Raw genomic sequence first — 22373 nt, 5'->3', positions numbered from 1 at the left:
CTAGCGATCGATGTTGTCAACACCGCCGGCTCGATCGAATTCACGGGTTTCGAGCCGGACAAGGTGGCGAGGAACGGCGTCGCCGGGGGCGTGGCAAATTATGCCGACTGCGGCTACAGCTATGCGTGTTCCGGCTGAAAGGCCGGAGAAGTGGGAAGGGAAGCTTGGCCAAGAAAACCAAAAATACGTTGCGTGACTCGGTCTACTCCGCGCTCAAGGCGATGATCGTGACCGGCCAGATTCCGCCGGGCTCGCGCGTCACCGAAAACGACATCGCGGCGAAGCTGACTGTCAGCCGCACCCCGGTGCGCGAGGCCTTCAACCGTCTCGAGCGCGACGGGCTGGTCACCGGCCGGCCGCGCCAGGGCTATGTCGTCACCGAGTTCGACATCAACATGTTCCGCGAGGCCTTCGAGATCCGCGAGCTGCTCGACGGCCACGCGACGGAACTGGCGGCAGCGGCGGCGACGGACCAGGACAAGGCACGGCTGCGCGCCATGCTGGCCGAATGCGAGCGGCTGGCCGCCATTCCGGAGCGCACCAACAGGGAAAAATTCCAGGAGCTTGAGGTCGGCATTGACCTGCACCGCGTCATCGCCGAAATCAGCGGCAATTTGATGCTGCACGGCATGCTGTGCGGCATCCTCGACAAATGCCAGCACTATGTCTGGACCGAGCTGCTCTGGCTGGACGAATGGAAGATCGCCCGCGACGAGCACGCCGAAATCGTCGACGCCATCTGCGCCGGCGATGCTGCCAGAGCCGGCACGCTGGCACGCGCCCATGTGCGGGGCTCGCGCGACAATGTGCTGCGCCTGCTGCAGGCCAAGTCCGACTATCGGAATTTCCTGGCCAAGGCGTCTTGAGCGGGGGTGGTGCCCTGGAGGTCCGCCGACCGACTTGGTGACAAGCGCCGCCGGGGCCTTCAGCCCTTGCGCTCCTGAAGGCGGTTGCCGCCGTCGACCACCAGCAGGGCGCCATTGACATAGCTGGCACCTTCCGAGGCCAGGAACACCACCGCTGCGGCCACCTCATCCGGCCGCCCGGCCCGCGCCGGCGGCGTGTGCAGGGCGGCTTGCCGCTCCATCTCGCTCGACGAACCCGTTTCGATCCAGCCGGGCGCCACGGCATTGACTGTTACGCCGCTTTTCGCCACTTCCAGCGCCAGCGTGCGCGTCAGGCCGACCATGCCGGCCTTGGCGGCGGAATAGGCTGATGTGCCTTCGAAGGATACCAGCGGTCCGGTGACGGACGCCACATTGACGATGCGCCCGTAGCCCGCTTCGACCATCGCCGGCAGAAAGGCCTTCGTGACGAGGAATGCGGTCTTCAGGCTGACGTCGATCCCCTGGTCCCAGTCGGCCTCGGTCATGGCGAGAAACGCCTTGTCGACCGAGGGCGATGCCAGCGAGCCCATGCCGGCATTGTTGACCAGGATACCGACCGCCCCGACATCGGCCCGCAGCCGCGCGACATCGGCAGCGATGGTGAGATCGGCGACCACGGCTTTGGCATCGATGCCTTCGCGGCAAAGCTCGGCGGCGCGATCGAGCACGCGCGTACTGGCTCCCGTGAGGAAGACCGCATGGCCGGCACGGCCGAGCTGCCGGGCAATGGCAAAGCCGATCCCGTCGGCCGCACCGGCCCCGGTGATCAAAGCGCGTTTGATGCTGGTAATAGGTATGGTCAAATCAGGCTCCGCTGGTTTCCGCCTGTCGCGCACAGTCGGACAGTGGCGGCCGCAATCAAAGAACCATAGATCATTGGTTTGGCGCCGAAGAGATTCGAATTTCTCCCATCAGATTCGCAGTCGGTTTCCAGCAAAGGCGCCTGTTTATCCAAAAATTCAAATTGATGAATTAAAACAGAATTTTAATAGAATGCTCGCTGCTTTGCTCTGGCATCAATGGCTGTACAAAAATCACCCAGAATAGCCATCTGTGTTCAAACACGTACAAAATTATGTGCGCGAAAGCGCTTGCGAGCGAACGTATTTGTGTTTGGCATCGACGATGCCCTGACGTGTCGAACGAGACGGTAGCCTGAAACAGGCATGCTGTTTGCAAGCCGGTCCTGTATATGGCAACTTTCGCTAGATCGGCGTGAACGCCCATCGCGAAAAGTGAGCGCCGCCTTGCAAACACCGTTAAATGCCTCTGCTAGTACCGCTGGCGCGCTATTTTCCAGTACGACCTTTGAGGTGCCGGAATTTCAGCGCGAATATTCGTGGGCCCTCGAGGAAGTTTCAGAATTCTGGGCAGATCTGCAAATGAGCCTTGAAGCGGAAACGTACTTTCTGGGCTTGGTCATTCTCACAAATCCGAGCGGGGCGGACGATGGACGAAAACATGTTGTTGATGGGCAGCAGCGGCTGATAACTTTGAGTTTGTTGGCAACTGCCATCTTCCACGAAGCAATGAAGCGCGGACGACAGGCGCTGGCCGACAGGATTCAAGCGGATTTTCTTCGATCCATTGACTATGAGTCCGACGACACCGCTCCTCGCGTCGAACTATCTGATGCGGCTGACGACGCCACTTTCCAAGCGCTTCTGACGAATGGAAATGCACCGGTCGCGACGCTGGGGGATCCCGACTCCGTCTCAAGTCGCATGGTCACCTCCTACAATTTCTTGGCCCGAAAACTCTCCGATGATTTGAAAAGTGATCCGTTCAAGCGGTTAGGCAAGTGGACCGATTTCATAACAAATCGGCTGTATTTCGCGGTGTTCGTCCACCCGGACGCCGCTTCTGCCTATCAGGTGTTCGAGGTCATTAATACGCGTGGCAAAGATCTCACCACCGCGGATTTGCTCAAGAACTATGTCCTAAGTCAGACAATCCCAGCTGGTCGGTCTGATCGCTACACGCAGTGGCGATCTCTATCGAGACAGTTCCCCAACGAAGGCGCGAACAATTTTGTACAGTTTATCAGGCATGTTGTAACGGTTCGAAGCGGTCATGTATTGCCGAAGGACCTGTTTGGTTTCCTCGCCGGACGCTTGCGCTTGCCGGGCCGCACTCCTCCGGTCCCCGACGACCTGATGACAATGCTTGAAGGTGCGTTACCTCGATACCAGCAAATGATCGATCCGACATTAGCTGGGCCCAGCGAGCCTCAGGCTCTGAGTGTGTATTCCGCCTTGAATAGCCTAGGTGTCATTGCTGTTCGCCCGATACTTCTCGCTATGTCCAATGTACCCGATTCAATCGAGGGCATGCGCTACATACTCAAGCTTGTAGTTCGCCGAATAATTGTAGGTAACTTAGGTACGGGGAACGTGGAGCGTCGCCTTGGCGAGGCGGCACGAAATATCCGCGATTCGAACAACTGGCAATCAATTATACATGATCTGAGAGATCTCAATCCAACCAAAGATCAATTTGTAGATCAACTTAGAAAGAGATCTTTCAACAAGCAAGTACTTCAGTTCTTAAGGCGATCAATTGTTCAGGATACTATTGTTCCCGGGAATGAAGGTGTCCTTCATTTCATTTGGACTAGGCAGTCTGATTTTGACGGCATGGATGAGGATGAAGGGTCCTTCTGGGCTTCCACCATCGGAAACTCGTTCTTGTCCACGTTGGATCGCCGCCCCAAGGACGTGACCAACTGGGCTACCTTCAAACAGTACATGCTTTCTACAGGCGTTGTGAATGAATGGGTTGACCGACTACAACAGGTAGGTGAATGGGATGCGGCGGCCGTGGATCAGGTGGGCGCAGAGTTGGCTGACGCCGCCGGTGAGATCTGGTACTAGCCGGGAAGATGGAGTGAGCGCCGACGCCGCCAATTCTAAAGTTCTTGCGCTGCTGAATCGTGAAGTGGCTCTAGAAGCCCTTGACGCGTTGGCGTTTGCGTTGCGGCCAGAGCCATCGACCATCCCGCTCAACGAAACGGCTATCGCGTTTGATGCAAACGTCTTCCTGCGGCTGGGTAGTCACGCGAAGGGCGCTGATATCGTCGACTATCTAAGAACAGGACACGGTGCGCCAGTAATCCTGCCTGGTCAGGTCATCCAAGAGTTTTGGAATAACCAGTTCACGGCGGTAGACTCTCTCGCTGTAGGCATCAAGAAGCGATACGATCAACTCAAAGCCGATGTTGAGAAGGTGGACGGTGCGTTTGGCCCATTCGCGGATCGGTTCAGCGCGCTACTGGACGACTTCCAAGGGAGCTATGGGTACATCTACGACGAGGCAACTGTTCGACGAATGGACGCCTTCTTAGATATGCTAAAGCAGAAGGCGACAGTACCCTTTGCGCCACGGCAACTGTTTTCACACACTGCTCTCCTTCGAAAGAAGACCAAGACGCCTCCCGGTTTTAAGGACGACGGAGATGGTGACTTTTTTGTCTGGGCTGATCTTTTAGTCGGATTGCAGCATGCGCTCGACGCCGGATCTACATTCGGGAGGGTTGTCCTCGTATCGCAAGAGAAGAAGATAGACTGGAACCGGGAAGGCACTGCACACCCAATCCTCGCGGCAGAAATGAAGGCATTGACCGGGGCCACCTTTGAAATCTGGCCAATCGACAGACTCGCCCGTGAAGTTGCACCTTAGATCCAAAGCGCTGGCGGAACGGTTTGAGCCTCTCGGCATAGGTTGTGACGGTTGTCTGTCTTAAGGGCTTTTCGTCCGTCACGACACTTAACGCACGCCTTGAGAAACTCTTCGACCAGAAGCCTCAGTGCCTTGACTGCTTCAGCTCCAACTTATCCAATGTCCGATCCAATGTCCGATCCAACGGAGCGCGTCTGGCGTCGTTCGGCCATCGTCCCTCACGATCTGCACGCGCTCTCACATGTGCTTACGCAGGCAGCAGACTGGTCAAAAGCGAGTGTGCTTCATCGCGTTCGTCAAACTCGCGAAAAATGCGCTTACCGTTCAAATCGAGCCGTCGCCCTGCACCAATTGTTTCTCGCGACGTACCTTCGTGGTCTTTTATGATCTTCGATAGACAGACATTCACGCCTCCCTTGCGTGTCCAGATTATTGGAACAAGCAAGGAGCGAGAGTGTGTTGAAACACAGCGCAACACCGGTGATGCGGTGAGCGCATGGGCCATAGGCCGTTGATTTTGTTCGATAAATTGGCGCGCCCGAAGAGATTCGAACTCCTGACCCCCAGATTCGTAGTCTGGTGCTCTATCCAGCTGAGCTACGGGCGCGCAACAGGCCATGCTTTCCATGACCCCCGCAATCCGATCGTAAACGACCGGTCGCGACGAGACGTGTTCCCTAGCGACTGAATTTCCGAAAAGCAAGTCGATCCGGCAAAAGTTTTGTCACAAGTGCCTTTGTTGACGATGACGGCCCGGATCCCGGCGCTTGAAATGGCTCCGGAGTTGAGCCCGAACTCAATCCTTGAAGGGAAGAGCGCCGATCCCTGAGAAAAGGAGCGCCGGACCCGGAGGCACGGGCATCGGAGCAAAACGCGCCCGAAACATCATGCCGGGCGGCGCAGGCCGTTGCGGGCCTGGTCGAGCCGGACCGGCTGGTCGGGAATGGTGACCGCGAATGTGGTGCGTCCGCCGATGCTCTCGACCAGCTCCACCGTGCCGCCATGGGCGCGGATCAATTCATGCGCGATCGCCAGGCCAAGGCCGGTGCCGCCGCTGCGGGCCGAGCCGCGGAACGCCGCGAACAGGTTTTCCCGCGCCTTCGGCGGCAGGCCGGGGCCGGTGTCGCTGACGGCAATGCGGCTGACGCTGCCCAGGCGCACGGCCGACACCGCCAGGCGGCGCACCAGGGCGTTTTCGCTGTCGGCCGCCATCGCCTGCACGGAATTCCGGCACAGATTGGTGAGCACCCTGAACAACTGGTCGGAATCGGCATCGACCTCGAAGGTCGGCTCGACCGAATTGACGAACTCGATGCCTTGCTCGATGTCGAGCAAGCCTTGCACGTCCTCGACCAGCTGCCGCAGCCGGAGCCGGCGGCGCGCGGGCGGCGGCTCCTGCGTGCGGCCGTAGTGAAGCACGCCTTCGGAATAAGACACGGCGCGGTCGAGTGCGCGCAGCAGTTTCGGCGCGAAGGCCTGCACGGTCGGATCCTTGACCTGGCGCAGGCGGTCCGACATCAGCTGCGCCGAGGCCAGGATGTTGCGCATGTCATGGTTGATCTTGGAGACCGCGAGGCCGAGGTCGGCAAGATGCTTCTGCTCGGAGAGCATTTTTTGCAGCCGCTCCTGCATCTGCGACAGCTCGCGCTCGGCAACGCCGATCTCGTCGGCGCGGGCAGCCGGATGGATGATCCGTCCGGGATCGTCGGGCGCTTCGGAGAAGGACAGCATCGAGCGCGTCATGGTCCGGATCGGCCCGATCATGATCAGGTCGATGGCGGCGTAGACCAGCATGGCGGTGAACAGCGAGATCAGCAGCGAGACGAAGGCGACGTTGCGCGAATAGCGCAGCATCGCATTGCGCAGGCTGTTGTCGGGCATGATCAGTTCGAACTCCTTGTCCGAGTCTCCGACCGGGCCGAAGACGCGCAGCATCCGGTCGCCGCCGAAAAACAGCGTCTCGAGCGCGCCTGTCATGCCCTTGATCATGCCGATCGAAGCGATATCGATGTGTTCGTCGACCTTCGGCGGCATTTCGGCCACCACCAGCAGCCGCGAGACGCCGCCGTCGCGCACCGCGATCGCCTTGGCGCCGATCGCCATCAGCACGTCGTTCTGGGCCGTGCGCGACAGCGAGGTGGATTCACCTTGCACCAGCACGATCGACACCGCCGCCGCCGTGCTCAGCCGCTCCTTCAGCCAGTTCAGCCGGTAGCTGGCGATCCAGGGCAGGAAGATCAGCACTTCGGCCAACAGCACGAAGACGATGGTCAGCAGCAGCAGCTTGGTCGACAGGCCGCGCGACAGCGGAACCGTGCGCACGGTGGCTGGCGCCTCGGTGGGCCCCGCCGTGCCGATCCCTTCCTGTGCCTGTATGGTTTCGCTCATGCGGCTAATGTCTTCACGATCACTTGATCAACGCAGATTAGGCGATTACGGCTTTCTTGCCAATTTCATCCTTGGTCGCAAACATAAACCGGCCTGAACGGAGCCGGATTGCGCCCGACGACTCCGGATTGACTTCCAAAAGCCTTCTTTCTATAAGCCCGCACACGCTCGGGCCATTCGTCCCGGCGCGGTTTCGATCGCGCCAAAGCCGGCCCGGCAAAGCTCCTGTTACACAGTGACAGAATCAAGAAGGGCCGCACCCCGCGGTATTAAAACAAATGAAGCGTACCTACCAACCGTCTAAACTCGTCCGCAAACGTCGGCACGGCTTCCGTGCCCGCATGGCCACCAAGGGTGGTCGCGGCGTCGTCGCAGCTCGCCGCAACCGCGGTCGCAAGCGGCTCAGCGCCTGAACGGAAGACGAGATCGTTGCCCGCAACCGGCAAGCCAGTGGGACCAAATCCCAAGCGGCTTCTGAAGCGCGCGGAATTTCTGGCTGTCCGTCGTGGTGAAAAACGACGCGGGCGGCTTTTTCTCGTTGAAGTCCTCGACCGCGGCGACGGCCTGTCGCCGCGCGTCGGCTACACCGTCACCAAGAAGGTCGGCAATGCGGTTGTCCGCAACCGTGTCCGGCGGCGGCTGCGAGAAGCCGTCCGCACGCATGCTGCAAGTGACATGGCGCCTGGCAATGACTATGTCATCGTCGGGCGCGAAGACGTGCTTACCACTCCGTTCGGCCAGTTGAAGGCCGAACTCTCCCGCCGACTGCGCGGAACACGATAGGCCAAGGGCTTTCGATGGAAAACAACCGGAACTTCTTCATCACCATCGCGCTGTCGGTGCTGATCCTGGCGGTATGGCAATATTTTTACGTGTTGCCGCGCAGCGAAGCGCAGCGCGAGGCAGCCCGCGTCGAACAGCAGCGCGTCGAGGAGCAGAAGAAGGCCGCCGGCACAAATCCCGGTACCGACACCGGAACGCCCGTCGCCCCTGGCGCCATTCCCAACGCACCGGGAACAGACGCCGTGACGCCGGCCGGCCGCGAACAGGCACTCGCCACGACCACCCGCGCCAGGATCGACACGCCGAGCCTCGAGGGTTCAATCAACCTGACCGGCGCCCGTCTCGACGACCTCAAGCTCAAGCACTACACTGAGACGGTCGACAAGAACTCGCCCGAGATCAGCCTGCTCAACCCGGCGGCACTGCCCAATGGCTACTATGCCGAGATCGGCTTCGTCGGCAACGACAAGACCGGCGCGGTGCCTGGTCCCGAGACTGTGTGGGCCGTCGACGGCAATGCGACGCTGACGCCGACGACCCCGGTCACGCTGACCTATTCGAACGACAAGGGCCTGACCTTCAAGCGCACCTTTTCCGTCGACACCAACTACATGTTCACGGTGTCCGACACGGTGCAGAATACGGGCACGGCCGCCGTCTCGCTGTCCAATTACGGCCGTGTCACCCGCTTCGACAAGCCGCTCGTTGCCAGCACCTATGTGCTGCATGAGGGCCTGATCGGCTTCACCGGCACCGAAGGCCTGCAGGAGCACAAATACGCGTCCATCGAGAAGGACAAGCAGTTCACGCCGGGCAAGTCGACCGACGGATGGCTCGGCATCACCGACAAATACTGGGCGGTGACCCTGGTGCCGACGGAGAAGCAGCCGTTCCAGCCGCGCTACGCCTATTTCGAGGACGGCCGCCATCGCTACCAGTCCGATTTCCTCACCGACCCGATCACCGTCGATGCCGGCCAGTCGGCGACGGTGGAGAGCGAAATCTTCGCCGGCGCCAAGGAAGTCGGCAAGATCAACGCCTATGCGGAGGACCGTCATATCAAGCGGTTCGATCTCCTGATCGACTGGGGCTGGTTCCACTTCATCACCAAGCCGATGTTCTGGCTGATCGACACGCTCTACAAGTTCTTCGGCAATTTCGGCCTGGCCATCCTCGCCACCACCGTCATCGTCAAGGCCATCTTCTATCCGCTCGCCAACAAGTCCTACGCGTCGATGGCGAACATGAAGAAGGTGCAGCCGAAAATGCTCGAGATCCGCGAGAAATACGCGGACGACAAGATGAAGCAGCAGCAGGCGATGATGGAGCTGTACAAGACCGAGAAGATCAACCCGCTTGCCGGCTGCTGGCCGGTGGCGCTGCAGATCCCGGTCTTCTTCTCGCTCTACAAGGTGCTCTACATCACCATCGAGATGCGGCACGCGCCGTTCTTCGGCTGGATCCAGGATCTGGCCGCACCCGACCCGACGTCGCTGTTCAACCTGTTCGGCCTGATCCCGGTCACCTTGCCGCACATGCTGATGATCGGCGTCTGGCCGCTGATCATGGGCGTCACCATGTTCCTGCAGATGCGCATGAACCCGACGCCGCCGGACCCGACGCAGGCGGCGATCTTCACCTGGATGCCTGTCATCTTCACCTTCATGATGGCGGGTTTCCCGGCCGGCCTGGTCATCTACTGGGCCTGGAACAACACGCTGTCGATCCTCCAGCAGGGCATCATCATGAAGCGCCAGGGCGCCAAGATCGAGCTGTGGGACAATCTGGTCGCGCTGTTCCGAAAGAAACCATCGCCGGCCGAATAGAAGCGCAGCGCTTTCTCCAGCCTCAAAGCCCCGCTCGCGCGGGGCTTTTTCCGTTTAAGCAACTCCGGGATCACGTTCCCGTGATCGGCGAAACTTGCGCCTCGCCGGGGGCGTGACTGCCTGTGCGTTTCCAAAGGCTATCAATTCCGATCAGCCCTCACCCGGAGGAAGACCACATGCGCTTGCCGTCATTCAGGACCATCGCCTTTTCCGCGCTCATCGCCGGCGTGGCGATTGCCGCGCCCGCCTACGCCAAAAACCCGAATGTCGGCGGCGCGCCGATGTACACCACCAAGAACATCGTCGAGAACGCCGTCAATTCGAAGGACCACACGACGCTGGTCGCCGCCGTCAAGGCCGCCGGCCTGGTCGACACGCTGCAGGGCGCTGGCCCGTTCACAGTCTTTGCCCCGACCAATGCAGCGTTTGCGAAATTGCCCAAGGGCACCGTCGACACGCTGCTGAAGCCGGAGAACAAGGGCAAGCTCACCAAGGTGCTGACCGCGCATGTCGTGGCCGGCAAGATTTCGGGCGCCGAAATGATGAAGAAGGCCAGGGCGATGGGCGGCAAGTACGAGATGAAAACCGTCTCCGGTGACACGCTGACCGCCGAAGTCAAGAAGGGCAAGCTCTACATCATGGATGAGTCAGGCGGCGAGGCGCGAGTGACGATCGCCGACGTCAACCAGTCGAACGGCGTCATCCATGTCGTCAACAAGGTGCTGTTGCCGAAGTAACGGCTTTCGGCAAAGGGGATCAAGGCAGGTCCGTTGGGGCTTTCTCGGCCTGCCGTCCCACCTCATGACGAGGTGCCATGTTTCTTGGGAAGTCGTATCGGCATCGGCCGGGGTCCTGTAGTCCCTCACAGGACCCCGGTTTCTTTTCGGCTGTTGCTTGTCCTGCCGGATGAGCTTCGACCGTCACTCCATCACGGCGCTGTGGTCGATCTTGGCCGGAGTCGCCGGCTTGCGCAGCAACAGAACCAGTGGAATGGCGGCAAGCGACAGGATCATCATCAGCTTGAAGTCGTTCATGTAGCTGATGATGGTCGCCTGCAGCGTCACCACGCCGTCGAGCGCGGCACGCCCGGCGGCGCTGTAAGGGTTCATCGCCTGGAAGATCGCCGGATTGCTGAACGCCTGATTGTAGGGCGTCACATAGGTGGCGATGTTGGCGTGGTTGATCTGCACGTTCTGCGTTAACAGCGCGGTGACCACCGATATGCCGACGCTGGAGCCGATGTTTCGCGACAGATTGTAAAGGCCTGTACCTTCCGCGCGCCGCTCCGGCGCCAGCGTGGCGAAGGTGATGGTGGTCAGCGGCACGAACAGGAAGCCGAGGCCAGCGCCCTGGATGAAGCCGGTGCTGATGATCGTCCATTGCGACACATCAGGGGTCCAGCCGGTCATGTCGTACATCGCCCAGGCGGTGACCAGCAGGCCGGTCAGCAGCAGCCAGCGCGTGTCCACCTTGCCGATCAGCCTGCCGACCAGGAACATGCAAGCCATGGTCCCAAGCCCACGCGGCCCCATGACGATGCCGGCCGTCACCACCGGATAGCCCATCAGCGTCTGCAGATAAGGCGTCATCAGGGCCAGCGAGGCCAGATAGGTGATGCCGATGATGAAGATGAAGATCATGCCGACTGCGAAATTCCTGTCGAGGAACAGCCGCGGGTTCACGAAGGTGTTTTTGGCGGTGAAGGTGTGGACGAGGAAGATGTAGAAGGCCGACGCGCAGATCAGCGCCTCGACGATGATCTCGGACGACGAGAACCAGTTGAGCTGCTCGCCGCGATCAAGGAACATCTGCAGCGCGGCGATGGTTATGCTGAGCATGCCGAAGCCCAGCCAGTCCAGCCTGGCCTTGAGGTCGGTCTTGGTTTCCTGGACGAACATCGACACGCCGGCGAAAGCCAGGGCGCCGATCGGGACGTTGATGTAGAACACCCAGCGCCAGCTGACATTCTCGGTCAGCCAGCCGCCGATGACCGGCCCGAGCACCGGCCCGACCATTACCGAAACGCCGAACAGCGCCATCGCCGAGCCGCGCTCCTCGACGCTGTAGATGTCGAGCAGGATGCTCTGCGCCAGCGGCACCAGGGCCGCGCCGAACAGGCCTTGCAGCAGGCGGAAGCCGACGATCTGCGGCAGCGACTGCGCGAACCCGCACAGCACCGATGCGACGACGAAGCCGGTGATGGATATCAAAAGGATGCGCTTGCGGCCGAAACGATTGGCAAGATAGCCCGAAGGCGGCGTCATGACGGCCGCCGCGACGATGTAGGACGTCAGCACCCAGTTTATCTGGTCGGCGCTCGCCGAAACGCTGCCCTGGATATAGGGCAGCGCCACATTGGCGATGGTCGTGTCCAGCGCCTGCATGATGACGGCGAGGATCACGCAGGCGGTGATGGCGCCGCGATTGGCGACCACGCCACCCATCGCGGACGCGCCGGTCATGACTTTTGTCCGAACCGGCCGAGGAGGTCCGTCACGAAGTCCGGCAGGCCGCGCGCATGGCCGGTATCGATGCCGACCACGACGCTCATCCCGCCGCGCAACGGCGGCTTGCCCTGGAGATCGTCCAACGTCACGCGCATCGGAATGCGTTGCACGACCTTGACCCAGTTGCCGGTGGTGTTCTGCGCCGGAAGCAAGGAGAAGCTCGACGACGACGCCGGGCTGATCGAGGCGACCGTGCCGTGCCATACGGCTCCCGGATAGCTGTCGACGCTGATCGTCGCCGTCTGTCCCGGCCGCACATAGGTCAGTTCGGTTTCCTTCGGCTCCGCCGCGATCCACAAATCGGTTGCCGAAATCAGGCTGAACGCCGGCTGCGAAGCCGGCAGGTATTTGCCGACCTGAAGCGCGTCGACATTGGTGACGATGCCGTCGAACGGCGCCTTGACGATGGAATCGGCAAGATTGCGCTGTGCGTCGTCCACCGCCGACTGGGCCTGGAGATAGAAGGGGTTCTTCTCCACCGGCTGGCTGGCGTCGCCGCCGAGCTGGGCAAGCGTCGCCTGTGCCTGAGCTTGGGCAACGGACACTTTCTGGCGGGCGGCGACGAGGTCGTGCTGGGCGCTGTCGAAGGTCGCCTTGGAGGAGGTGGAGGTCTTGAGCAGATCCTGCTGGCGCTGGAAAGCGGCCTCGTAATAGGGGATGTCGGCCTGCGCCTGCTCGATCAGCGCCTGCGACTGCTGATAACTCGCCTGCAGGGTCAGCACCTGGTTGCGCACCGTGCCGAGCTGCGCCTGGGCGGCGGCAAGAGCGGTTTCGAAAGAGGCCGGCCGCAGCCGGAAAAGCACCTGGTCCTTCTTCACCGCCTCGTTCTCGTGCACGTCGATCTCGGACACAGTGCCGGAGACATCGGTGGAAACGTCGAGCGACTGCGCCTGGATGTAGGCATTGTCGGTCGTCATGACCTGGCCGCCGATGACGTAGTAATAGCCGCCGACGACCAGCGCGACCGGAAGCAGGGCAAACAGGATCGGCCGTGCTCGGCCGCGCTTGGGCTTGACCGGCGCCGGAGGCGCCACCGCAACCCCGGCCTGGCGTGGCTCCTTGGACGGAGCCTCGAGCGCCGCCGGCTCCAGGGCGACCGGTGCTTCGAGCTCGTCATTGTCGATGACGGTGCCGGCTCGCCTTTGCTCGCGTTCGCTGTCCAGTCGGATGACCTGGTCGCGCGCCCGGTCGGCGGCGGATCCGTCTTCTTCGACAGGCTTCTTTGGTGAGGTTGATTCAGCCATGTGTTTTCTCCCGGTCGGCGGCAGGCTGGGTGCAAGCCGCGAGCAGATTGGATTTGATGAGGGATAGGGTTTGCAGCAGATGCAGTTGCGCATCCGCGGAAAGGCCGACGAAGGCCTCGTCACGCGTCTTCTGCCCATTGCTGCGCATGATTTCGATAAGCGGATGGGCTTGCGGCTTCAGGTAAAGCAGCCATGCCAGGCGGTCTGCGGGATTGGGCCGGCGCTCGATGAAGCTGCGTGCCTCCATCCTGTCGAGCAGCCGGGCGAGCGTGATCGGCGTGATCTCGATAAGATCGGCCAGTTTGCTCTGGTGGATGCCTTCATGCAGGCAGAGATAGGCCAGCACCTGCCACTGGGCGCGGGTCAGCCCCGATGCCCGCGACCTCTGCTCGAACCGCTTTCGAAGCAGGCGCGCGACATCGTGCAGCACGAAGCTGATGTTGGGTGACGATGGCATGGGAGGCACTGGAGTTTTTCGGCGCGACTTTTAGTGAGCATGCTTATTATCATCATGCACATAATCCCGCTGGACGCGGTGCGCAAGACGGACTAAGCCCGCCTGGAAAAAATGACGCATGGGCTGCGACGCCACAAAAAGGCTCCGGTAGCAGGCTGTTGCAGCGCAGGGATGAGACGATGAAGTGGCTGAAGATATTGACCGTATCGGCCATCGCGGGATGGCCGGGCATTGCGTTCGCAAAGGACGCCGTCAGCTGCGGTGGCGCCGCCATGCTGGGTGGCGCGCAATTGAACTGCAGCCACGTCGAACCCCAGGCGCCGCCTCAGTTTTGCACCTATAGCTGGGCTCTCCACATGCCGACCGGAGACCAGAAAATCGTCGAAGGCAGCTTCATGCTGCCGCCCGGCGCGGCGAACGTCACCGTCTATCAGGGCAGCGGTTTCGACAGCGCGCTGTCCGATCCGATCGTGATCTGCCGCGGCAGCAAATGAGCAAGACCGTCAAGGAAAGCTCGCTCGTCGCCCGATTGGTGCTATAGGGCGGATCACGCTATTTTGAACGGGCGCATTCGAGTTTCGGATGCGCCTGGCGGCCATTTCTCTGACGGATTTCGACATGGACGGACCCAACCCAGACATCAAGCACCCGATCCCGATGCATACCCGCGTCGGCTTCCTCAAGGGGCTGGTGAACGCGCCGAACATCGAGGTCGGCGACTTCACCTATTATGACGACCCCGACGGTCCGGACAAATTCGCCGAAAAATGCGTCCTGCACCATTATCCGTTCATTGGCGACAAGCTGATCATCGGCAGGTTCTGCGCCATCGCCGAGGGCGCGCGCTTCATCATGAACGGCGCCAACCACGCTATGTCCGGCTTTTCGACCTATCCGTTCAATATTTTCGGCCATGGCTGGGAAAAGGGTTTTGACCCGGCGACCTGGTCTAGGGAAGTGCGCGGCGACACCATTGTCGGCAGCGACGTCTGGATCGGCATGGAGGCGGTGATCTTGCCCGGGGTGGAAATCGGCCACGGCGCCATCGTTGCCGCGAAATCGGTGGTGACACATGACGTGCCGCCCTATGCGATCGTCGCCGGCAACGCGGCCAAGGTGGTAAAGATGCGTTTCGACGACCGGACAATCAGGCGGCTGCTGGCGGTGGCGTGGTGGGACTGGCCGGTGGACAAGGTCAGCCGCAACCTCGATGCTATCCGGGGTGCCAATATTTCTCTTCTGGAGGCAGCAGCTTGAACGCTCTGAACAGCAGCACAATCGGCACCGAACTGTTTACGCGAGGATGGATCTTCATTCGCGGCGTTCCGGCCATGAAGTTCCTGCCGCCGGAAGGGCCGCCGGAAATCGCCTTTGCCGGCCGCTCGAATGTCGGCAAGTCGTCGCTGATCAACGCACTTGTCAACCAGAAGGGGCTGGCGCGCACTTCCAACACGCCGGGGCGCACGCAGGAACTCAACTATTTCGTGCCGGACGGATTTTCGGGTGAGGGCGCCGACCTGCCGCCCTTGGCGCTGGTCGACATGCCCGGCTATGGCTACGCCACCGCGCCGAAGGAGAAAGTCGACGAGTGGACCAAGCTGGTCTTCGACTATCTCAAGGGCCGCGTCACGCTGAAGCGTGTCTATGTGCTGATCGACGCCCGCCACGGCATCAAGGCCAAGGACGATGAAGTGCTGTCGCTGCTCGACAAGGCGGCGGTGTCCTACCAGATCGTCCTGACCAAGACCGACAAGATCAAGACTGCCGGCGTGCCGCGGCTGATCGAGGAGACGCTGGCAAAGATCAAGAAGCGGCCGGCGGCGTTTCCGTTCGTGCTGGCGACGTCTTCGGAAAAAGCCGAGGGCCTTCAGGAATTGCAGGCGGCCATCGTGCTTGCCGCCAATGGCGGCTAAGCATCCACACCTTAGAGCATGGCCTACGGCTTGGCCTCGATAGCAATCGTCTGATGGCCTTCTTCCGCCACAAGCCTTTCGGTGCCGTATGCCCTGAGGAACATGCTGACGCCTGACCTGACGATGTGATCGATCTCGTCCGGGGTCGGGGCTTTCGTGCGGTAGGCGAAGATGCACTGGCGGAACAGACCGGCAAGGCACAGTTCGGTGAACTGATAGGCGGCAAGATCGACATCGTCGATGCGCAGCAGGTCGCGCTCGATGGCGGCATTGAGAAAGGCCGCGACCTTGTCGTGGCCACGCTTGGGACCGCGCTCGTAAAAACGCGCGCCCATGTCGGGTATCCGGTCGGATGCCCCGATCACCGTGCGCTGCGCCTGGATGACCTTGGCCGACGTGATCTTGAGGGCCAGCACCTTGCCGAACTTCACCAGCGTCTCGCGCAGGTTGTCGGCGTTGTCCAGCACGTCATACATGTTCTTGAAGATGGTGCCGCGCTCTTCCTCGATCAGCGCCTCGAACAGCTCTTCCTTGTTGGCGAAGTAGACGTAGATCGTACCCTTGGAGACACCGGCCTCGCGGGTGATGTCGTTCATCGAGGCGGCTTCGAAGCCCTTGTCGATGAAGACACGACGGGCGCCATCGATGATCTGGCTGCGCTTGACCGGATCCTGCCCCGCGGCCGGGCGGCCACGGCGCAAGCTTTCCAACAGGTCGTCGCACGACTCGTTTTCGACATTGGGCGGGGTCTCGGCCATGAAAGTCACACCTCGAAAATAATTCGAACCAAGCGGTTCGATTGCCCTTGATATGGTCCTCTTTACGCGCTATGTCAACGGCCGGATCGAACCGAACGGTTCAGTATCATATTATAACTTTAGAGAGATGTCATGTCCTCGAACGCGCCGACCACAGCCGAAGTCCGTCCCTTCCCCAACGCCAAGGTTGCGCCGGCGACGGAAGCACCGGATATGCCTGTCCAGCCCGTCTCGTCGCCGCCGGCAGAGGCTCCGGCCAAGAAGAAGCGCTCGGTGCGTTCCTTTCTGCTGCCGATCATCGGCGTTGCCTTGCTCGGCGCCGGCGCCTGGTACGGTTACGATTACTGGACAACGGGCCGCTTCATGATCTCGACGGACGACGCCTATGTCCAGGCGGACATGGCGTTCATCTCGCCCAAGATTTCCGGCTATGTCGATCAGGTCAAGGTCAGCGAGAACCAGTCGGTCAAGGCCGGCGATCCGCTGCTGGTCGTCGATGACGGCGATTACAAGATTGCCGTCGCCCAGGCCGAGGCGCAGATCGCCACCTTGAGCAAGACGCTCGACCGTATCGACGCCCAGACCGACGCGGCCCGCGCCTCGCTGCAGCAGGCGCAGGCGCAGAAGGTCGCCGACCAGGCCGCGGCCGACAATGCAGCCAAGGTCGCGGCGCGCGCCTTGCAGCTGCTCAAGACGCATGTCGGCACGCAGGCGCAGCTGGACGACGCCCAAACGGCGGTCCAGCAGGCCGATGCCGCCCTTGTCGGCGCCGACGCACAGATCGCCGCCGCGCAGGCCAATATCGGCGTGCTGCAGGCGCAACGCGCGGAATCGGCGAGCACGCTGGCGTCCCTGCAGCTCAGCCATGACAAGGCGCTGCGCGATCTTTCCTTCACCGTGCTCAAGGCGCCTTATGACGGCATCGTCGGCAACCGCTCGGTCGAACAGGGCGACCTTGTCAGCCCCGGCCAGAAGCTCGCCGTCATCGTGCCGATGGACAAGCTCTACATCGTCGCCAACTTCAAGGAGACGCAGCTTGCCCGGCTGGTGCCCGGCGAGAAGGTCAAGATCTCGGTCGATGCGACCGACGGCCAGGACTTCGAGGGGACCGTCTCGTCGCTGGCGCCGGCTTCGGGTGCCGTGTTCTCGCTGCTGCCGCCCGAAAACGCCACCGGCAACTTCACCAAGGTCGTGCAGCGCGTTCCGGTCCGCATCGATGTGCCCGCCGATGCGCTGAAGAGCGGCAAGCTGCGCGCCGGCCTGAGCGTCGTCGTCGCCGTCGACAGCCGTACCGCCCCATCTGGTTCGGCATCAGCGGCAGCGTCGAACTGAGCGGCCGCCGGGGAGCAATGCCATGGCAACCGCAACCCTGACAGCAGGAGCGCCGCCGGCGAGGCCGGCTGTGCCTGACACCATTTCGACGCGGCGCGTCATCGCCTTCTTGGCGATGGTGTTCGGCATGTTCATGGCCATCCTCGACATCCAGATTGTCTCCGCCTCTCTGTCGGAAATCCAGGCCGGCCTGAGCGCCAGCTCCGACGAAATCCCGTGGGTGCAGACCGCCTATCTGATCGCCGAAGTGGTGATGATCCCGCTGTCGGGCTTCCTCAGCCGGATGCTGTCGACGCGCGTGCTGTTCACGATCTCGGCGGCGGGCTTCACCGCGGCCAGTGCGCTGGCGGCGACCGCCACCAACATCGACCAGATGATTGTCTACCGCGCCGTCCAGGGCTTCATCGGCGGCGGCATGATCCCGAGCGTCTTCGCCGCTGCCTTCACCATCTTCCCGCCCTCGCGCCGCGCCTTCGTCTCGCCGATGATCGGCCTGGTGGCGACGTTGGCGCCGACCATCGGCCCGACTGTCGGCGGCTACATCAGCCATGCCATGTCCTGGCACTGGCTGTTCCTGGTCAATGTCGTGCCCGGCATCCTGGTCACAGCGGCGGCCTGGACGCTGATCGACTTCGACAAACCCAACCTCAAGCTGTTCAGCAAGTTCGACTGGTGGGGCCTCGCCGGCATGGCGGCTCTCCTGGGCTGCATGGAATATGTGCTCGAGGAGGGTCCCAACAATGACTGGATGCAGGATCAGGGCGTCTTCATCTGCGCCATTGTCATGACCATCGGCGCGGTGCAGTTCTTCTGGCGGGCGTTCACCGCCGAGGAGCCGATCGTCGACCTGAAGGCCTTCACCAACATCAACTTCGCCTTCGGCTCGCTGTTCTCCTTCGTCATAGGCATCGGCCTTTACGGCCTGACCTATCTCTACCCGGTGTATCTCGGGCGCATCCGTGGCTACGATTCGATGATGATCGGCGAGGCGCTGTTCGTCAGCGGCCTGGCCATGTTCTTCACCGCGCCGATCTCGGGCATCCTGTCGAATAAGATGGACCCGCGGCTGATGATGATGATCGGCTTCTTCGGCTTCGCCACCGGCACCTGGTGGATGACGCATCTGACCGCCGACTGGGATTTCTATGAGCTGCTCATCCCGCAGATCCTGCGCGGCTGTTCGATGATGCTGTGCATGGTGCCGATCAACAACATCGCGCTCGGCACCTTGCCGCCCGAGCGGCTGAAGAACGCTTCAGGCCTGTTCAACCTCACCCGCAACCTTGGCGGTGCGGTTGGCCTCGCCCTGATCAATACCGTGCTGATCGACCGCAATGCCTTCCACTACGCAAGGCTCTCCGAACATGTGCAATGGGGCAGTGAAGCCGCGCAGACCAAGCTGCAGAACATGACGCTCAATTTCGAGCAAACCCCCGGCCTCGACGCGACAAGTGCCGCGATCTCCAAGCTGTCTGGCATGGTCCAGCAGCAGGCGGCGCTGCTGTCCTTCATGGATGTGTTCTTCATGCTGACGGTGCTGTTTGCGACGCTTGGCATGTTCACCATGCTGATCCGCAAGCCGGCCGCGACGGGCGGAGGTGGCGGCGGCGGCCACTGATACGTGGGCAGCTGTTTCGGGAAGCTCCTCCAGTCCACGCCTGAAAAGCTCTGACCGCGCAAAAAACTCCGGGCCCGCAAGCCCGGAGTTTTTCATATCCAGTTGGAATTTGTCAGGCTGTGGCGGGCTTGAAGGTCAGCGCGACGCCGTTGATGCAGTGGCGCAGGCCGGTCGGCGCCGGACCGTCGTCGAAGACGTGGCCGAGATGGCCGCCGCAGCGGCGGCAATGCGCCTCGGTGCGCGTCATGCCGAGCGAGCGGTCCACGGTCGTGCCGATAGCCTTGGGGATCTCTTGCCAGAAGCTCGGCCAGCCGGTGCCGGAATCGAATTTCGTCTCCGACGAATAGAGCGGCAGGTCGCAGCCGGCACAGGCGAAGATGCCCTTGCGGTGTTCGTTGAGCAGCGGGCTGGTGCCGGGATACTCCGTGCCTTCCTTGCGCAGCACGTTGAAGGCGGCAGGCGACAGGATGGCTTTCCACTCGGCGTCGGTCTTGGTGACTTCGAATTTTTCGGCGGCCTGTGCTGCCTGCGGATCGCCCATGCGCAGCATCGTTGCCGCGATCCCGACGACGCCGATGGCGGCGGCACCGCTCAAAAGAAAGTCGCGACGGTTCATGACCAGTTCCTCCTGATGTCCTTTTGCCAAACTATACCGTCGCGCGGAAATCAAAAGCCGGTGACGGAAGCCCCTCGAACGAACACTCCGCGCCCGCCCACATCCGAATGTGGGAGGCGCGGAGTGCGCGGGTCAATTGCGGATCACAGAGCGGGATCGTGCAATCGACGGAGGGCCCTTGCTGCCAGTTCGCCGGCAGCAAGCCCCTTGTTACATCTTCGGCAAAAGAACCTTGTCGATGACGTGGATGACGCCATTGGACTGTTCGACATCGGCGATCGTCACATTGGCGACATTGCCGTTCTCGTCTGTGACGGTGACCTTGCCGCCGTCAGCCTTGAGCGACAGCTCGCAGCCGCCGGCCGTCTTGACCTTGTGGGTGCCGCCGTCAGCCTTGGCCATCGAGGCCACGTCCGCCCCCATCGCCTTGGCACCGATGACATGGCAGGTGAGGATCTTGGTGAGCTTGTCCTTGTTTTCAGGCTTGAGCAGCGTCTCGACCGTCCCGGCCGGAAGGGCTGCGAAGGCCTCGTTGGTCGGAGCGAACACAGTGAACGGACCGGCGCCCTGTAGCGTCTCGACAAGGCCGGCGGCCTTCACGGCGGCGACCAGCGTGGTGTGGTCCTTCGAGTTCACGGCGTTCTCGACGATGTTCTTGTCGGCAAACATCGCGGCGCCGCCAACCATCGGGTTTTCGGCATAGGCGGCGGTGGCAAGGGCCGAAACGGCGATCGTACCGGCGAGCAAAAGGGTGACGTATCTACGCATGATGTCGAACTCCTCGGGTTTTTCTCTTCCCATTTTTGGGGACGCGAGGAGATACGGGACAAAATCGCCCGAGTTTCAGAAATATCGTGATTTTTTATTTTATCTAACGCGCCCGGCGGATTTCCCAAGCAATCGGTCGCGGTCGACATGCTGTCTATGGGCATGTTCAGTGAGGGATAGACTTATGATAGTCTTTTGTGATTTTTCAGGCGCGCGGAGCCGGTCAGATGCTCTTCAGGTCGCCGGCGGCGACTACCGGTCCGGTCGGCTGTCCGGTCGGCGAACCGCCTGACGGCTCGAGGCTGACGGCAAGCACCGCGCCTTGGGCAAGCTTCTGCTGGGCCGCCGGCGAGATGACAATATGTGCCGTAGCACCGGCCGGAATGACGCCCATCGACACCGGCGGGTTCTTGCCCTCGATCATCCACAGCTCGAAATCCTTGCCGGAAGCACGCTCACCGGAGACATGCGACAGGCCGATTTCGTGATGCGCGGCATCATAGACGGCGAGATATCTAACGTCGCTGCCTTCGGCGGCCAGCGAAGCGACGAGGCGCGCCTGCGGCTGCTCGACCGGGGGGTTGAGGACTGGCACGGCGATGTAAATCGCCAGTGCCGCAGCCGCGGCCGCGGCAAGGCCGCGCCAGAAGGCCAGGCTGGACCACAGGCCGCCGCGCCATTCGGCGGGCGTGGTCACGGCGGCAGCGTTGGCGAACAGGCGGCGGTCGACAGCGGTCTTCACCGAAACCGACGGCTCGACTTCCCGATAGGCGGCGGCAAGCGGTGAGAGACTGACCTCCCAACTCTCGACAAGACGAGCGAAAACCGTATCCGCATCGATGCGGCGGGAGACGATCTGGCGTTCGTCGGCATCGAGCACGCCGAGAACGTATTCGGCGGCGAGCAGGTCGTCGCCTCCACGTTCCGGTCCTGTGTCTTCTGCCAGCGTCATCTTTCCAGACATTCTCTGAGTTTCAACAGGCTGCGGCGCAGCCATGTCCGCATCGTGTTCAGCGGCACGCCATGGCGCTCCGCCAGTTCGGCATAGCTCTCGCCCTTGAGATAGGCCCCCCGTACGGCGGCTGCCCGGTCCTTCTCCAACTCATCGAGACAATGGTGGATACGTTCGGATTCGTCTCCCGCCACCGCCATCGCTTCAGGCCCCGGCGCCGGATCGGCCACGTCGAGCGCGGCATCGATGTCGGCGGCAGGCTTGCGCCGCGCTCGTATGCGATCGATCGCATGGTTGCGCGCGATTGCCACCAGCCAGGAGATCGGGCTTAGATCGGAGACCGCAAAACGATCCGCCTTCGTCCATATCTTGACGAAGACTTCCTGCAGCGCTTCTTCCGCGTCTCCCCGGTCGTTCAAGACACGAAGGCAGACGCCAAAAAGTTTCGCGCTGGTCTGCCGGTAAAGCAGATCGAACGCGGCCCGATCCTTCCTCGAAGTCCGAACGATCAGCTTGGTGATGTCCTGCGGCGTCATTGCAGGCAAGTTAGGCGATTGCGATGTATTTGCAACGGCGGAAATAATCTTGTGCACGCCTAAGCTTTTGTGTGTCGCCAGCCCGGATCCGTCCACCGATTGCCAATGGA

The 22373-nt window shown here is 61.6% G+C and carries 22 protein-coding genes and 1 tRNA gene; 12 read left to right on the top strand and 11 right to left on the bottom strand.

From position 1 onward, the window contains the following. The first annotated feature begins 164 nt into the window (after positions 1 to 164). Positions 165 to 866, top strand: a complete 702-nt coding sequence (locus tag NKK51_RS13100; RefSeq protein WP_352553188.1) for a GntR family transcriptional regulator — start codon at positions 165 to 167, stop codon at positions 864 to 866. Positions 867 to 925: 59 nt separating this feature from the next. Here the strand turns inward: NKK51_RS13100 and NKK51_RS13095 are convergent, their stop codons facing one another. Then, positions 926 to 1690 (bottom strand): SDR family NAD(P)-dependent oxidoreductase, encoded by a 765-nt coding sequence (locus NKK51_RS13095; protein ID WP_352553186.1) that lies wholly within the window; start codon positions 1688 to 1690, stop codon positions 926 to 928. Positions 1691 to 2122: 432 nt separating this feature from the next. On the opposite strand from NKK51_RS13095, the gene NKK51_RS13090 reads away from it, so the two are divergent. Continuing rightward, the gene (locus NKK51_RS13090) at positions 2123 to 3760 is read left to right on the top strand and encodes a DUF262 domain-containing protein (protein WP_352553184.1); all 1638 of its coding nucleotides are present in this window, start codon (positions 2123 to 2125) and stop codon (positions 3758 to 3760) included. 13 nt (positions 3761 to 3773) lie between these two features. Then, on the top strand, positions 3774 to 4565 hold the full coding sequence (locus NKK51_RS13085) for a hypothetical protein (RefSeq protein WP_352553182.1): 792 nt from the start codon (positions 3774 to 3776) through the stop codon (positions 4563 to 4565). 530 nt (positions 4566 to 5095) lie between these two features. Here the strand turns inward: NKK51_RS13085 and NKK51_RS13080 are convergent. Together NKK51_RS13080 and NKK51_RS13075 are read right to left on the bottom strand one after the other, a co-directional pair. After that, a tRNA-Arg gene (locus NKK51_RS13080) sits at positions 5096 to 5172 on the bottom strand. 278 nt (positions 5173 to 5450) lie between these two features. Beyond that, positions 5451 to 6953, bottom strand: a complete 1503-nt coding sequence (locus tag NKK51_RS13075; protein WP_352553180.1) for a sensor histidine kinase — start codon at positions 6951 to 6953, stop codon at positions 5451 to 5453. A gap of 278 nt (positions 6954 to 7231) precedes the next feature. On the opposite strand from NKK51_RS13075, the gene rpmH reads away from it, so the two are divergent. The 4 genes from rpmH (at position 7232) to NKK51_RS13055 (ending at position 10299) form a co-directional block, all read left to right on the top strand. Then, the gene (rpmH, locus tag NKK51_RS13070; protein ID WP_008833937.1) at positions 7232 to 7366 is read left to right on the top strand and encodes a 50S ribosomal protein L34; all 135 of its coding nucleotides are present in this window, start codon (positions 7232 to 7234) and stop codon (positions 7364 to 7366) included. A gap of 16 nt (positions 7367 to 7382) precedes the next feature. Next, positions 7383 to 7736, top strand: coding sequence for a ribonuclease P protein component (rnpA, locus tag NKK51_RS13065; RefSeq protein WP_027040126.1), 354 nt, complete (start codon positions 7383 to 7385; stop codon positions 7734 to 7736). Between the two features lie 14 nt (positions 7737 to 7750). Further along, the gene (yidC, locus tag NKK51_RS13060; RefSeq protein ID WP_023810790.1) at positions 7751 to 9562 is read left to right on the top strand and encodes a membrane protein insertase YidC; all 1812 of its coding nucleotides are present in this window, start codon (positions 7751 to 7753) and stop codon (positions 9560 to 9562) included. A gap of 176 nt (positions 9563 to 9738) precedes the next feature. After that, the gene (locus NKK51_RS13055; RefSeq protein ID WP_352553178.1) at positions 9739 to 10299 is read left to right on the top strand and encodes a fasciclin domain-containing protein; all 561 of its coding nucleotides are present in this window, start codon (positions 9739 to 9741) and stop codon (positions 10297 to 10299) included. A 183-nt stretch (positions 10300 to 10482) separates the two neighbouring features. On the opposite strand, the gene NKK51_RS13050 is transcribed toward NKK51_RS13055, so the two are convergent. Genes NKK51_RS13050 through NKK51_RS13040 form a run of 3 tightly spaced genes read right to left on the bottom strand, consistent with a single transcriptional unit; the run spans position 10483 to position 13770 of the window. Further along, entirely contained in the window at positions 10483 to 12024 is a 1542-nt protein-coding gene (locus NKK51_RS13050; RefSeq protein ID WP_352553176.1) for a DHA2 family efflux MFS transporter permease subunit, read from the bottom strand. Then, positions 12021 to 13313, bottom strand: a complete 1293-nt coding sequence (locus NKK51_RS13045; RefSeq protein WP_352553174.1) for an HlyD family secretion protein — start codon at positions 13311 to 13313, stop codon at positions 12021 to 12023. The genes NKK51_RS13050 and NKK51_RS13045 overlap by 4 nt, the downstream gene beginning before the upstream one ends. Continuing rightward, the gene (locus NKK51_RS13040) at positions 13306 to 13770 is read right to left on the bottom strand and encodes a MarR family winged helix-turn-helix transcriptional regulator (RefSeq protein ID WP_352553172.1); all 465 of its coding nucleotides are present in this window, start codon (positions 13768 to 13770) and stop codon (positions 13306 to 13308) included. Before NKK51_RS13040 ends, NKK51_RS13045 begins: the two co-directional genes overlap by 8 nt. Positions 13771 to 13949: 179 nt before the next feature. Here NKK51_RS13040 and NKK51_RS13035 point away from each other — a divergent pair, with 179 nt between their 5' ends. The 3 genes from NKK51_RS13035 (at position 13950) to yihA (ending at position 15683) form a co-directional block, all read left to right on the top strand. Beyond that, positions 13950 to 14264: a hypothetical protein gene (locus NKK51_RS13035; RefSeq protein ID WP_023810786.1), complete on the top strand. Its 315-nt coding sequence runs from the start codon at positions 13950 to 13952 to the stop codon at positions 14262 to 14264. 124 nt (positions 14265 to 14388) lie between these two features. Beyond that, positions 14389 to 15027: a CatB-related O-acetyltransferase gene (locus NKK51_RS13030; protein ID WP_023810785.1), complete on the top strand. Its 639-nt coding sequence runs from the start codon at positions 14389 to 14391 to the stop codon at positions 15025 to 15027. Further along, positions 15024 to 15683 carry a ribosome biogenesis GTP-binding protein YihA/YsxC gene (gene yihA, locus NKK51_RS13025; protein WP_032909086.1) on the top strand — a complete coding sequence of 220 codons (660 nt, stop codon included), beginning with the start codon at positions 15024 to 15026 and terminating at the stop codon, positions 15681 to 15683. The genes NKK51_RS13030 and yihA overlap by 4 nt, the downstream gene beginning before the upstream one ends. 23 nt (positions 15684 to 15706) lie before the next feature. Here yihA and NKK51_RS13020 read toward each other — a convergent pair whose 3' ends face one another. Continuing rightward, positions 15707 to 16441: a TetR/AcrR family transcriptional regulator gene (locus tag NKK51_RS13020; RefSeq protein ID WP_352553170.1), complete on the bottom strand. Its 735-nt coding sequence runs from the start codon at positions 16439 to 16441 to the stop codon at positions 15707 to 15709. Positions 16442 to 16573: 132 nt separating this feature from the next. Between NKK51_RS13020 and NKK51_RS13015 the strand changes: the two genes are divergently transcribed. Further along, entirely contained in the window at positions 16574 to 17773 is a 1200-nt protein-coding gene (locus NKK51_RS13015) for an HlyD family secretion protein (protein WP_352553168.1), read from the top strand. Between the two features lie 22 nt (positions 17774 to 17795). Beyond that, a complete protein-coding gene (locus tag NKK51_RS13010) occupies positions 17796 to 19391 on the top strand; it encodes a DHA2 family efflux MFS transporter permease subunit (protein WP_352553166.1) in 1596 nt (531 codons plus the stop codon). Between the two features lie 112 nt (positions 19392 to 19503). Here the strand turns inward: NKK51_RS13010 and msrB are convergent, their stop codons facing one another. The 4 genes from msrB to NKK51_RS12990 all read right to left on the bottom strand — a co-directional run bounded on the left by msrB (position 19504) and on the right by NKK51_RS12990 (position 22263). Continuing rightward, a complete protein-coding gene (msrB, locus tag NKK51_RS13005) occupies positions 19504 to 20007 on the bottom strand; it encodes a peptide-methionine (R)-S-oxide reductase MsrB (RefSeq protein WP_352553164.1) in 504 nt (167 codons plus the stop codon). Between the two features lie 210 nt (positions 20008 to 20217). Further along, complete coding sequence (locus tag NKK51_RS13000) at positions 20218 to 20775, bottom strand: fasciclin domain-containing protein (protein WP_352440603.1); 558 nt, start codon at positions 20773 to 20775, stop codon at positions 20218 to 20220. Between the two features lie 223 nt (positions 20776 to 20998). Continuing rightward, a complete protein-coding gene (locus NKK51_RS12995) occupies positions 20999 to 21727 on the bottom strand; it encodes an anti-sigma factor (RefSeq protein WP_352553163.1) in 729 nt (242 codons plus the stop codon). Then, positions 21724 to 22263 carry a sigma-70 family RNA polymerase sigma factor gene (locus tag NKK51_RS12990; protein ID WP_352553304.1) on the bottom strand — a complete coding sequence of 180 codons (540 nt, stop codon included), beginning with the start codon at positions 22261 to 22263 and terminating at the stop codon, positions 21724 to 21726. The genes NKK51_RS12995 and NKK51_RS12990 overlap by 4 nt, the downstream gene beginning before the upstream one ends. Positions 22264 to 22373 lie beyond the last annotated feature (110 nt).

The organism is Mesorhizobium sp. M0011, assembly GCF_040324155.1.
Taxonomy (GTDB): Bacteria; Pseudomonadota; Alphaproteobacteria; order Rhizobiales; family Rhizobiaceae; genus Mesorhizobium.
This window is presented reverse-complemented; position numbering and strand designations above follow the sequence as displayed.

Excerpts from the sequence above, each read along its gene's own strand:
- NKK51_RS13075 (WP_352553180.1), bottom strand. The coding sequence starts at position 6,953 with ATGAGCGAAACCATACAGGCACAGGAAGGGATCGGCACGGCGGGGCCC.
- rpmH (WP_008833937.1), top strand. The coding sequence starts at position 7,232 with ATGAAGCGTACCTACCAACCGTCTAAACTCGTCCGCAAACGTCGGCAC.
- yidC (WP_023810790.1), top strand. The coding sequence starts at position 7,751 with ATGGAAAACAACCGGAACTTCTTCATCACCATCGCGCTGTCGGTGCTG.
- NKK51_RS13055 (WP_352553178.1), top strand. The coding sequence starts at position 9,739 with ATGCGCTTGCCGTCATTCAGGACCATCGCCTTTTCCGCGCTCATCGCC.
- NKK51_RS13050 (WP_352553176.1), bottom strand. The coding sequence starts at position 12,024 with ATGACCGGCGCGTCCGCGATGGGTGGCGTGGTCGCCAATCGCGGCGCC.
- NKK51_RS13045 (WP_352553174.1), bottom strand. The coding sequence starts at position 13,313 with ATGGCTGAATCAACCTCACCAAAGAAGCCTGTCGAAGAAGACGGATCC.
- NKK51_RS13040 (WP_352553172.1), bottom strand. The coding sequence starts at position 13,770 with ATGCCATCGTCACCCAACATCAGCTTCGTGCTGCACGATGTCGCGCGC.
- NKK51_RS13035 (WP_023810786.1), top strand. The coding sequence starts at position 13,950 with ATGAAGTGGCTGAAGATATTGACCGTATCGGCCATCGCGGGATGGCCG.
- NKK51_RS13030 (WP_023810785.1), top strand. The coding sequence starts at position 14,389 with ATGGACGGACCCAACCCAGACATCAAGCACCCGATCCCGATGCATACC.
- NKK51_RS13020 (WP_352553170.1), bottom strand. The coding sequence starts at position 16,441 with ATGGCCGAGACCCCGCCCAATGTCGAAAACGAGTCGTGCGACGACCTG.
- NKK51_RS13015 (WP_352553168.1), top strand. The coding sequence starts at position 16,574 with ATGTCCTCGAACGCGCCGACCACAGCCGAAGTCCGTCCCTTCCCCAAC.
- NKK51_RS13010 (WP_352553166.1), top strand. The coding sequence starts at position 17,796 with ATGGCAACCGCAACCCTGACAGCAGGAGCGCCGCCGGCGAGGCCGGCT.
- msrB (WP_352553164.1), bottom strand. The coding sequence starts at position 20,007 with ATGAACCGTCGCGACTTTCTTTTGAGCGGTGCCGCCGCCATCGGCGTC.
- NKK51_RS13000 (WP_352440603.1), bottom strand. The coding sequence starts at position 20,775 with ATGCGTAGATACGTCACCCTTTTGCTCGCCGGTACGATCGCCGTTTCG.
- NKK51_RS12995 (WP_352553163.1), bottom strand. The coding sequence starts at position 21,727 with ATGACGCTGGCAGAAGACACAGGACCGGAACGTGGAGGCGACGACCTG.
- NKK51_RS12990 (WP_352553304.1), bottom strand. The coding sequence starts at position 22,263 with ATGACGCCGCAGGACATCACCAAGCTGATCGTTCGGACTTCGAGGAAG.